The following is a 12,096-nucleotide window of genomic DNA, read 5'->3' on the forward strand; positions in this document are numbered from 1 at the left end:
TATTTTATAGTGAAACTATTATACATTTTAAGCGTATAGTTGTATTAATAAATATTGATTGGCGGGTGTTGATTATATGTTTAAATCTGAATTTGCAATTTTGGTTGCCAAGCTAGTATGCTATGTAATACTTATTGTTGCTATTTTACTAAACACAACATTCAATACACCATTTGATATATTTTTTGTTATTGTAATTTCCTTATGGGGGATTACCGACATATTAAAATATAAGAGAGCTCAGAAGACAAAGGAGCCTACTAAATAGGCTTCTTCAACTAACCTGCCCCGTGAGTATAATAACTTCAACAAAAAAAGGCATTAATCCTTTTTAGATCAACATACCCCGTTAGTACAATAAGAAATTAACGTTTTATATTGTGATCATAGGTTTCCGCAACAAACACAAAGTCTAGCTGTTCTTTATTAATAAATACACTTGTTTTAAAAGGATTACCTGTGCTTGTCGAAACAATATCAACCTCTATAAGGTTAAAACTTACATTGTAAGCATCTTCTTCATCAAGTCCACCTGTTAAAGAATATATCCCATCCCCAAAAGACTTAAAAACGAGTACCTTTTCTACCAAATCATCATTATTCATCTCAATCCACTGTCCGTTTACTAAAACTGCAAAAGAATGGTACTTGGGAATGCATTCAATATGATTTATCCCTTTGTAGCATCTTAAAGAAAACATATAGGAATGCGTTTCATTCCAATTAATATCAATGCCATATTTAAAAGCAAAAGTATTGTAAACCATCTCATAAAATAAAGGCATTACAATATCATCCCAAGAATCATATGCAAAGGCATTAATCGGTATTAAATGAGGATATAAGCTGACAATAGCTTGTTGGAAATTCAATAAAATTGTTGTATCAGAGATTCCTTGCAAAGCATCATCTATCTCGTGTTCAAACTCTTTTAAACGTCTATTATCAATCACATCATTTCCCCCTAAAGTCATCCCTTTTATAAAGTAATTCAATGTTTGTGAAAAATATCCTTCTTAAGCTAACCTACTTCTATAGTTACATAAGCCAAATACCATTTATTTCAAACAAAATAAGCGTTAATCCTTCCTAATTTTAAACGCTTTTTATTAACACCTATTAGTACATCCATTCACCACTTTTAATAAGTTAGGTTACAACCTTCCTCCATTTCCACTTCCCCTCTAAAACTTTAAACCTTCTATACTTTCACCAAGAAGATAGTATGAAAACCATATCAAATTCTGATTCATAATAGTGGCATTAATTTGTGGTTGGTCGGAACTATAAGCCATTCCTTTAAATACAATTAATTCGGTTTCAACTTCCATATCTCTTAAGCCTTGATAAAGCTCATAAGCAATTCTATCACTAGATTGTAATTAATAGGTAAATTCTCTCAAAAAATGTTAAGAAAATCTTGCCCATTTACTTTTATAAGCATACATTTTGAAGCCAACTGCAACTAAGGTAGCTCACAAAAAACGTGTGAAGCAACTTTTATTTCGTGCTGTCCATAAATTAAATTAGATGACTGTTGAGATGTTAAGAAGTGCAAAAAAATGCAACTGATAGTATCAGCTACATTTTTATCGTTTGTTTCGTTTCATATTTTTTTGAAGTAAAAAGAATATTATCTGGCATTCAATTTAGCCTTTATTTCCTCGTAAGTTTCTACGGTTTTATATATGTTTACGGAGAAACCATTCGCTACTGTTATACGATTTTCTCTTACTTCTATTACTAACAAAGTGTTAATCAATATTTTTTCTTTGGACTTTTTATCCGTTACTTCGATGAATGAATTCAAAAAATCCCCTCCTTTTTATTGATTAATATAAGTTTTTAGTGTCGAAGGAGTTTTCCGATCTCCTAAAGGTCTAGAGACTTACTCCCCAACCATACCGTCGTTATCATTATCGCGCATATATTTGTACAACCAGTGATCACTTGTTATTGGCATACTGAAACCGGCTGCTTTTGCTTCTGCGATTGTCACGATACCATTACCGTTTGTATCAATACTAGAAATATCATCGTTTGTGTTTGAACTACTTGAATCGGAAGGCTCACTACCTGTTAAACCGAGTGATTCGTTTACTTCGTCAGGATTCACATTGTCAAATGAATCCGTAATGACATTTCCGTTCATTGTATAGGTATACTGATAACTGGAAGGAATCTGCGTTTCCGTATTCGGATAAGTGATAATTGCTTCAAAATTTGTGGCTCCACCTGCCTTGCGGATCACTTCTTCCATATAAGCTTGATCACCATGTCGGTTGAGCGTACTATCTTGTGGGGTAATATTATAAGCATTCGATACCCCTCCGAGAGAATCAGCTATGATATGTCCTTCATCTAAAACGTCACTTTCCACACCAGGAACCTTTGCCTCATCAGGGTAGTATCTACCAGACGATAATACAGGTTCATTATCGTCATCTTGTAGAATGATTTCATCGGCAACAACACGTACTAATTGCCCGTATTCATTCGTAAATGCCCAGTATTCACGGTCCCCATAACCAATGTCAACCACGACGTTAGGTTCACGATTTCCAGACAAATCACCACCATCCACTTCAATAAGTTTGTATCCTTTGAACAGTTCTTTTTTTGATTGGGTTGGAGTTTCCTCCGCTACTCGTTCATCCACATTAGTGATAGTTTCTTTTTCTTCACTATTTTTATTTGTATTATCTGTGGTTACTTTTTGTGAATCTGTTTCTCCATTTTTATTGGACGTATCTTCTACGTTGGTACAACCAACCATAAAAATGGTCATTAAAATCATGATTAAATAGTTCATTTTCTTTTTCATTCTATGCTCTCCCATGGTAGTTTTATATTATTCCTTCTGAAAATATCGGAATGTTAGGATAATTTAACGATATTAACCCAATGATAATAGTATATTCCAAGATTAACTTTATTTCAGTAGATATTTGTTTGAAGTGTGAAAGATTAGAATTTTAATAAAGGCTTGAATTCGTGGTTACAGTGACGCCTCGAAATTTATCGATGATTGATAAAGAGTTAGATTGTATGAAAGGGAGAAACTATTATCAAAGTAGCCTTTAATATCACAGTCATACATGTAATTGTATCCTCTCCATATTCCATGTAATAATTTGCATGACTCTTTTGCTCCTAAATTAGGACGATAACCACAGGACCATTTGCGAAAGATAAATTCCTCATATTTTGGTTCTAATACATTTACTATAGCTTGTTGGACTATACGGTCTTCTACATTAGGGATTCGGAGTGGACGCTGTTTACCATTCTTTTTCCCAAGCTGTTTTGAGCTTTCTATCAAGAGAATTTGTCCATATACATATACACTATGCCATTTGAACTTTAGTTCTTGGTTCAATATGTATTCCACACCTTTCATTGTGCACGTTCCATTCGTTTTTACCAAGGTAACTTTGATAATGTTGGTAAGGCAATCATCTTCTTCTACTTAAATACTTCAAACGAAGTTATCAAAGTTGTTGATTAGATGTAGGTATAACATAAAAACCCTGGTTGACAATAAATATAAATATTTATATAATCTGTTTAAACGTTTATAAACTTAAACATTTAAACATTTAATCTGCTGATTTACAACGGAGGGACAATATGAGTGAAAATTCGTTACAAATTTTACAAAAGTGTATTCCTATATTTGAAGCCTTAAAAGATCAAGAAAGACAAAATATTATTGTAAAGCTGTGTGAACAAGGTGAGCTGACTGTCAATGAAATTGCGGAACAATCAAGTCTTTCAAGACCCGCCATTTCTCACCATCTCAAGATTTTGCGTGAGCAAGGCTTAATTAAAGTACACCAAAAAGGGACTCAGAGATTTTATTCTATTTCATTACAAGATGCCATTCACCTTTTAAAAGAATTAACAGATCATCTTGAACAAGATGTACAAAATAGTCCGTGCACAAATACAGATAATTTGGATGGAGGATGTTGAACCATGGCAAATGCAGAATTAAAACCAGAAAATGTTACAGATATTCTTAAAGAACATCATGATTTCTTTCATTCCAATCAAACAAAAAATATCTATTTTCGTATACAGCAATTAGAAAAATTAAGAGAAGGAATTATTAAATACGAGGCAAAAATCACTAAAGCTCTACGTAAAGACTTAGGGAAGCATCCTTTTGAATCCTACACCTCAGAAATCGGATTTGTGTTAAACAGCATTACCCATACAAAGAAGCGTTTAAAAAATTGGGCAAAGCCCAAACATGTAAAAACACCATTTTCCCTGTTTCCATCAAGAAGCATGATCAGGTATGAGCCTTATGGGACAGTTTTAATTATCGGGCCATTCAATTATCCATTTCAGCTTTTGATAGAACCGCTAATTGGGGCGATTGCAGCTGGAAACTGCGTAGTTCTCAAACCTTCTGAAGTAGTTCCAAACGTCTCAGCTATCATTACAGAAATGATTGAAGCCATTTTTGAGAAATCTTATATCCGTTCAGTCCAAGGTGGAATAGAAACGAACACATCCTTAATCAATGCACCCTTCGATTATATTTTCTTCACCGGAAGTGTTCCTGTAGGAAAAATCGTCATGGAGGCAGCCGCCAAAAACCTTGTGCCCGTAACACTCGAGCTCGGCGGGAAAAGCCCTGTGATTGTCGATAAAAGTGCAGATATAAAAGTGGCGGCACATCGAATCATCTGGGGAAAAACGTTAAACTCAGGACAAACCTGTGTAGCACCTGATTATCTGATGGTGCACGAAGATGTGAAACAAGAATTGGTTGAAGAAATGAAGGAGACCCTTAAAGCCTTTTATAGTTCAACTGCTGAAGAGAGCAAGGATTATGGTCGTATCGTAAATAATCGACATTTTAATCGTTTAAAAACAATCCTGGAAAAAGATAACGATCAAATCATTTTCGGCGGAGCAACTAATTCAGATACTAGATTTATTGAACCAACCTTGATTGAGGGTACATGGACTTCTGCATCAATGGAAGATGAAATATTTGGTCCTCTCCTACCTATTATAACTTACAGGGATTTAGATGAGGCGATTAATTCCATTAACAAACTCTCTAAACCACTGGCACTTTATTTATTTACATCAGAAAAACGAGTCGAAGAAAAAGTACTCACAGAAATTTCCTCGGGTGGGGTAAGCATTAATAATACTATAACGCATTTGGCCAACCCTGAATTGCCTTTCGGCGGGGTTGGCAGCTCTGGAATAGGGTCCTATCATGGTCAATATAGCTTTACTACTTTTTCACATGAAAAAAGTATTCTTAAAACTAGTACGAAAATAAATGTTCAACTACTATTCCCACCATACAATGAAAAGAATTTAAGTCTGGTCCGCAGATTTTTAAAATAATTTTTTAAAAAAATATCACTAGTGTTGCATTAATTTAAATTCACTATTAAAAATACTCAAAATGTTCAATATTATTATTTTGCGCAAAGAAAAAGTCCTTTATAATGGATTAGTCAGGTGGTAACCCGTCCAAATCCACTAAAAAAGGACCATCACATGGACAAGATTACACGAAAAACTTCATTTGGACAATGGTTTTCACCTATAAATCTTCAATTATTTGAAGAAAACGTGAAAACGATGAAATTAGATTACTATACGAAAAAATTAACGACAGAGTCATTTCTAAAATTACTACTTTTTGCGCAGCTACAAGAAATTGAAAGTCTGCATGCGCTGGGTGATTGTCTTTTCGATGACCAGCTTCAAAAAGGGATAGACCTTGATTCTATTAGTATTTCTCAGTTGTCACGGCGGTTAAACGGCATAAACCCTGATCTATTTCAAAGGCTTTTCCTTGATTTAGTGTCACAAATTCATGCCAAAACGCATTACACGAAACTCGTGATGCCGTTAAAAATCATTGATTCAAGCACATTGCCACTTAATTTGACCAATCATAAATGGGCTAAATTCCGCAAAACAAAAGCAGGTGTAAAGTTACATTTGCGCCTTGTGTTTATGGAAAAGGGTATATCCTATCCTGAAAAGGCCGTTATGACAACGGCAAAAGAACATGACCGTGGTCAGCTTGAAATCATGGTGGATGACAAGGAATGCATGTATGTGTTTGACCGTGGTTATCTAGACTACGAGCGCTTTGATCGCATGACTGATGATGGCTACTTCTTTCTTTCACGGCTACGCAAAAATGCAGTCATACGGAACGTTTACGATTTTAAGCTACCCAAGGATACAGCTGTTTTATCAGACCAAATGGTGTTGATAGGTACGACTCAAAACCGTGCTGAAAATTACTTTCGGCTTCTAAAAGTGATGGACTCAAAAGGAAATGAACTTCATTTAATTACAAATCGTTTTGATTTAAGCGCCGAAGAAATTTCAGAAATGTATAAATCACGGTGGGCAATTGAGCTGTTTTTTAAATGGATCAAACAACATCTCAGCATCAAAAAGTTCTACGGTCAAAGCGAATGGGCGATTCAAAATCAAGTATTTATCGCACTAATTGTTTTTTGCCTACATGTTCTCGTGCAAATCGAGACCAGAAGCAAGCGAAAAACCTTACAGATTAGCCGTTATCTAAGGGCTGCATTGTGGAAACCAGCGAATGTTTGGCTTCGAAAGATTGAAGGAAAAGCCATCCCTTAAATATGCAAATTGTCGTCGTTGCAAAAGTCTAATTGTAAATAAATTTCCAAATGGATGGGGCCACCTTTGATTGGGTATTTACTTTTTTGCCTCTAAACAGGGAAGGTGAGTAAACTGAAAATTATGACACTATTTATGCAACACTAGTGAAAAAATATAATTTATGCAAAGACGTTTGTGCCGTTGGTATTCATTATAGGTGATACGTATACCAATTAGTTTTGCTAGGAAGAATAGATGACTTTTTGTATCTTGGTTCTTGTCCTTCTTCAAGACCACAAATAGGTCACTTCCTACTATTGTCGTGGTGCAATTTTTTGCTAAAAGCAATGGGAGGTGCTTGAAAACATCCCATTGTATTCCCATAAGTCAAGTTTTGTCACAAAGATTCTGAACAACTATAAGGGGAGGAATGGAAAATGAATCGAAAAGCGTTTGTTGCAGGAGCTACCGGTGAAGTGGGTAAAGAGATCGTAAAGTTGTTACTGAACGAGCCTGCCTACACTTCCATAACGCTCATAGTACGTCGGCCAACAGGAATTTCACATCCCAAGCTTCAGGAAAAGGTGGTTGATTTCGACCAATTGGAACAAACTGATATGGATCTAACCGGGGCAGATGTGTTTTGCACCCTTGGAACGACGATTAAAAAGGCCAGAACCAAAGAAGCTTTCCGTCAAGTCGACTATGTTTATCCGTTGACATTAGGCCGAATAGCGAAAGTACAGGGAGCAAAGCAGTTCTTAATTGTAACTTCTATAGGGGCAAACCCCTCATCGCGCTTGTTCTATACTCGCGTAAAGGGAGATATTGAGGAGTCGCTGCATGGACTTAACCTTCCAGGACTGCACATCTTCCGTCCATCGCTTCTGCTTGGGAACCGTGAGGAGTTTCGAACTGGCGAGCGGATTGCATCAGCCGTTTCCGGTATGCTTTCTCCCCTATTCGCGGGACCATTGCGAAAGTACAAACCCATTCAAGCACACTCCGTCGCCAAGGCGATGCTTCTTGCGGCGGAAAGTAACCTTTCAGGTATGCATGTCTATGAATCGAACAAGATCGCACAGGAGAGTGAACCTTCTCGGAGTCATTGAGGTTACGCACAGTGACTCCGAGAAACTTGTTGAACTATTCCACTATCCCATGAGATTATATCAAGATACGGGCGTATAGTATACTCAAGGTGTAAATAGTCTCCAATTCCCTTCAGATAAAACTTCTACCGCTCCGTCAACTACTTTGATTGCAGTTTGATCGTCAATTGCATATGCAGGTCCCTGCATCTCGGCTGCCCATCTCTCTGCAGCAGCCATGGTGTTTCCCGGCAGCATCTCATGATCCAGGTGTGGAAAGATTGAAAAATCCACTAGTCTCAGTGTTTCATCACCCCCACCTGGTGGATCCCAGCCAACGAAGTATTCTCCTATTTTAGGCGTCATCACCATGCTCCCAGCACTCATTCCCACATAAACTGAGTTCAGGGATGGTAAAAGGTCTGCCAGTCCGGATTGATGCATCCAGTGGCACAGATAAAGGGCGTCACCGCCTGACACCAGCAGTACATCTGTTTCCTGAACCAGCGGTATCCACCGGTTTTCATCGATACTCGGAAGCGCTGTGAGCTCCAACACGCCGACCGACTTCCAACCGAGACCAACCATGGGATTCTCTTCCTTCCCACTGATGAACTGCCAGGCTTTAACGCCAGGGCCAACCCAAGGGTGCCCATACATCGCAGTGGGGATGCACAGGGCGTTTGATTCAGCAATCGGCTTTCCTAGCATGTCAACCAGTGCGTCGTGTATGCTTTTGTTATTGATGCCTCCAGATGTAAGCAGAAATTTCATAACTTCACTCCTGTCTATGTTTGGTACTGTCATCCTGCTAAGATGGCAGCCCTAGCTAATAGATGATTAATACACTTCAATTGAATCCTTGTTAATCAGATGTTTATCTTATTTATCTATTCGAATACTGGTTAGGCTTACTCTGTCCTCTATACTTTACAATTCTACAAAACTTTTATAAATCCTTGTTTAACTAATCTCCACCAATCCATTTCATCTATCGTCTCTTAAGGTTAAATTAAGGTTAATTCGTAATAATAAAATCCATTATCAGTTCAAAAAGATTTGCAATAAGGAGGATCATAGAAGAATTACTTAAAAACCAGAAGAGAAAAAATGATTTTACTAGGTTTTATGCTTAAAAATATATAATTTTTTCTAATTATTATATATCCACCGAATGCCAATTTATCTATTATTAAGCATTCAAAAATATTAAACTATAAACGGCGGTCATGACTTTATGAAAAAAATATCTACAAAGATTATTCTCTTATCATTATTAAACTCTGTGTTAGTCGCTATTATTAATGTTGGCGCATCATTAATCATGAGTAGTAGCGGTAGTGAAACTGCTGATCCGACTTCGAACGTAGAAGCGGCACAACAAATGCAAACAGGATTTATGATTCCTACACCAGTATTGTGGGGATTGTTTATTTCTTTAATTATTGGCGTTATATTATCTTATATTCTAGGAAAAGCGATTGAAAAACCAATTGTGAAAGTGACGGAATTTGCCCAAAAAACGGCTGATTTAAATTTAGTTGATACAGATGATGAGTTAGAAAGATTAATAAAAATAAAAGACCAAACTGGCCATATGGCAAGAGCACTATATGAAACTAGAAAAACACTGAAGAATCTAACTTCTGACTTACAAATAGTGTCTTCAACTGTCACTAATCACTCAAATAGCCTGAGTAAAAATACAGCTGAAAATGTAAGCTCCATAACCCAAATGGTGAAAACGATAGATCAGCTTGCAACAGGTAACTCTGAACAAGCCGAGACAATGAGTGGGATTAGTAAGACTTTATCAGGTGTCGTTTCTTTAATCGATGGGATAGCTACGAAAACTTCTGAAAATGTAGAACAAGCTGCACACTCGTTAGAGTCTATTACGGAAGGTCAATCCAGTGTCGATATTCAGACAAAGAAAATGGAAGAAACGCTTCATGTATCAAATGGAGTAAATCATTCCATTAACGAATTAAAAGGAATGATTAATCAAGTTACTGGTTTTGTTGGTATTATTACCTCCATTGCAGAACAAACAAATTTATTGGCATTAAATGCATCTATAGAAGCTGCTCGAGCTGGCGAGGCTGGAAAAGGATTTTCCGTGGTAGCAGATGAAATTAGAAAGTTAGCAGAAGAAACTTCTAATTCAGCAAGTGAAATAACATCCATTATTGAAAAGACTTCTGAGAAGACAGACTTAGCTGTTTCCAATATTGAACAATCCAATAAATTAGTAGCTGAACAAAAAGAAGCCTTAAATATTACAAAAAAGGCTTTTGATAAAATTAGAAGAATGCATGAAGGTATTGTCGATGGATTTACACAAACAGCCGCCGCTATGAAGACTGTAAATAAAAATTCTCAAACAGTGTCTAATCAAATTCAAGACTTAACATCACATGTGGAAGAAGTAGCTGCAAGTACAGAAGAAATATCTGCAGCAGGACAAGAACAATTAGCTTCTACTGAAATCATTGCAAGTGCTGCTAAAGAGTTAGATATTTTAGCAGTGCAGTTAAATAAACAGATTAAAAAGTTTCAAATTTCCTAAAGGTAGATAAATCTGAAATTAGGCTGATGCTTTATTCCTTTTTATGGTTATAAAATCGCCATTTTCCTTTTGAATTTATAGAAATTAGGAAGCTGGGACATAAGTATTTTTCAACCAAATAACCCCAAACAGTTATACGAATCTTTCTTAGCATGTACGTATAATCGTTCGGGGTTTTATTCATTTTAAGAAAGAAGATTTGTGGTGATCACCCGCAGACGGAATACAGGTGAAATTACTAGAAAGTTTCATTCAATTTTTTTCGTTAATGGAAACAATATACAATCTTTAATCGTCTCACTATCTGTTAACACCATTAATAAACGTTCAATTCCGAATCCCCAACCAGAAATTGGCGGCATTCCATATTCCATTGCCAATAAGTAGTCCTCATCCATCTCCATTGCTTCTAAATCACCGCCACTTTTCAAAACTGCTTGTGCCTCTAATCTTCTTCTTTGTTCGATAGGATCTACTAATTCTGAATATGCATTGATAATTTCCGCCCCATTAACTACTAATTGAAAACGATCGGTAATTGCTGGATTATCATTATTCGCTCTTGCTAATGGTGATAAATCAATTGGGTGGTTGATTAAAAAGGTTGGTTCTATTAATTGTGGACGACACATTTTTTTATATAGAAGATCGATAAAGTTCCCCCTACCTAAAGTTTCGATACTGTCTTGTTCTAAATAAATATTTCTCCGCTTTGTTTCTTCATATAAGTCTTTTACATCGGGAAATAAATCGATATCAATGCCTGTATCTTTTAGAATTAACTCCCTAAATGAAACAACATTCCATTCTAAAGAAAAATCAATTGTTTTTCCTTGAATAGTAATAACGGTTGTATCAAAAGCATGGTTCAGAACATATAAAATCATTTCACGCATGAGAGCCATTGTATCTTCATAATTCCAATAAGCTGCATAGCCTTCCACCATTGTAAATTCTTGAAGATGTTGAGGACTGATCCCTTCATTTCTAAAGCATTTTGCAAACTCAAATACTTTTGTAAAACCACCTACAATTAATCTTTTCAAGTAAGTCTCTGGTGCAATTCGTAAATTTAATTCTGTATCTAACGAATGATGATAGGTTCTAAATGGACGAGCTATCGCACCAGAAGAAGTATGCTGTAATACAGGTGTTTCCACTTCTAAAAAATCTTTTTCTTCAAGAAATCTACGAACGGCACGCACTAACTTTGTTCGCAGTAACATCCGATCTTGTGTTTCTTTTGTCATCATTAAATCTAAATAACGTTGTCGATAACGGGTATCTATATTGCTTAATCCATGCCATTTTTCTGGCAATGGGTGCAATCCTTTTCCAAGTAAAACATATTTTTCAATCCGAAGCGTTTTTTCCTTTGTTTTTGTCGAATACATCTTCCCTTCCACGCCAATAAAATCGCCTACATCAAAAAAGTTCCCGAAATCAATAGCAGACTGCTCCCCAACCTCCTCTTTTTTCAAAAGTAGTTGCAGACTCCCTTGTATGTCTGAAATGGTGATAAAACTAAATTTACTAAACCGACGAACCCCCATGATTCTTCCTGCTACTTGAACTCCTGATGTACCATCTTCAAGCAATGACGCTTCATAAAGTTCATAGTTTGTCTGGAATCTTTCTGGATATATCAAAACCCCTTCTGATCTTAAAGTCTCTAATTTCTCTATTCTCCGAGTTGTTTGTTCCTGACTCATTCTGTTGCACTCCCGTCTTTTTGTTCGTTTATCGAATCTTTACATACCAATTTATCTATTAAAATAAAAAAACTCCCACCCCCAAGATTATTCA

Annotated in this window: 11 protein-coding genes and 1 pseudogene; 5 read left to right on the forward strand and 7 right to left on the reverse strand. The window is 36.2% G+C overall.

Annotation, left to right across the window (positions count from 1 at the left end):
- Positions 1–365: 365 nt before the first annotated feature.
- From NST60_RS00630 to NST60_RS00650, 5 genes and pseudogenes are all read right to left on the reverse strand, one after another.
- On the reverse strand, positions 366–953 hold the full coding sequence (locus NST60_RS00630) for a hypothetical protein (RefSeq protein WP_341097972.1): 588 nt from the start codon (positions 951–953) through the stop codon (positions 366–368).
- A gap of 231 nt (positions 954–1,184) precedes the next feature.
- Positions 1,185–1,361 (reverse strand): annotated as a pseudogene (locus NST60_RS00635) (S9 family peptidase); the annotation flags it as partial.
- Between the two features lie 272 nt (positions 1,362–1,633).
- Entirely contained in the window at positions 1,634–1,810 is a 177-nt protein-coding gene (locus NST60_RS00640; protein WP_341097973.1) for a hypothetical protein, read from the reverse strand.
- Positions 1,811–1,888: 78 nt separating this feature from the next.
- Positions 1,889–2,824: a DNA/RNA non-specific endonuclease gene (locus tag NST60_RS00645; RefSeq protein ID WP_341097974.1), complete on the reverse strand. Its 936-nt coding sequence runs from the start codon at positions 2,822–2,824 to the stop codon at positions 1,889–1,891.
- Between the two features lie 174 nt (positions 2,825–2,998).
- Positions 2,999–3,379 (reverse strand): reverse transcriptase domain-containing protein, encoded by a 381-nt coding sequence (locus NST60_RS00650; protein WP_341097975.1) that lies wholly within the window; start codon positions 3,377–3,379, stop codon positions 2,999–3,001.
- 251 nt (positions 3,380–3,630) lie between these two features.
- Between NST60_RS00650 and NST60_RS00655 the strand changes: the two genes are divergently transcribed.
- The 4 genes from NST60_RS00655 to NST60_RS00670 all read left to right on the forward strand — a co-directional run bounded on the left by NST60_RS00655 (position 3,631) and on the right by NST60_RS00670 (position 7,742).
- Entirely contained in the window at positions 3,631–3,975 is a 345-nt protein-coding gene (locus NST60_RS00655; RefSeq protein WP_341097976.1) for an ArsR/SmtB family transcription factor, read from the forward strand.
- A gap of 3 nt (positions 3,976–3,978) precedes the next feature.
- Positions 3,979–5,376 (forward strand): aldehyde dehydrogenase, encoded by a 1,398-nt coding sequence (locus NST60_RS00660; protein WP_341097977.1) that lies wholly within the window; start codon positions 3,979–3,981, stop codon positions 5,374–5,376.
- A 156-nt stretch (positions 5,377–5,532) separates the two neighbouring features.
- Entirely contained in the window at positions 5,533–6,648 is a 1,116-nt protein-coding gene (locus NST60_RS00665; protein ID WP_169187985.1) for an IS4 family transposase, read from the forward strand.
- A gap of 419 nt (positions 6,649–7,067) precedes the next feature.
- On the forward strand, positions 7,068–7,742 hold the full coding sequence (locus NST60_RS00670) for an oxidoreductase (protein ID WP_341097978.1): 675 nt from the start codon (positions 7,068–7,070) through the stop codon (positions 7,740–7,742).
- An 84-nt stretch (positions 7,743–7,826) separates the two neighbouring features.
- Here NST60_RS00670 and NST60_RS00675 read toward each other — a convergent pair whose 3' ends face one another.
- Complete coding sequence (locus tag NST60_RS00675; RefSeq protein WP_341099764.1) at positions 7,827–8,495, reverse strand: Type 1 glutamine amidotransferase-like domain-containing protein; 669 nt, start codon at positions 8,493–8,495, stop codon at positions 7,827–7,829.
- Positions 8,496–8,958: 463 nt separating this feature from the next.
- On the opposite strand from NST60_RS00675, the gene NST60_RS00680 reads away from it, so the two are divergent.
- A complete protein-coding gene (locus NST60_RS00680; RefSeq protein WP_224428180.1) occupies positions 8,959–10,290 on the forward strand; it encodes a methyl-accepting chemotaxis protein in 1,332 nt (443 codons plus the stop codon).
- A 248-nt stretch (positions 10,291–10,538) separates the two neighbouring features.
- Here the strand turns inward: NST60_RS00680 and lysS are convergent, their stop codons facing one another.
- Complete coding sequence (gene lysS / locus NST60_RS00685) at positions 10,539–12,002, reverse strand: lysine--tRNA ligase (RefSeq protein WP_224428181.1); 1,464 nt, start codon at positions 12,000–12,002, stop codon at positions 10,539–10,541.
- Positions 12,003–12,096: the final 94 nt, after the last annotated feature.

The sequence above is a fragment of the Niallia sp. FSL W8-1348 genome (assembly GCF_038006745.1).
Taxonomy (GTDB): Bacteria; Bacillota; Bacilli; order Bacillales; family Cytobacillaceae; genus Niallia; species Niallia alba.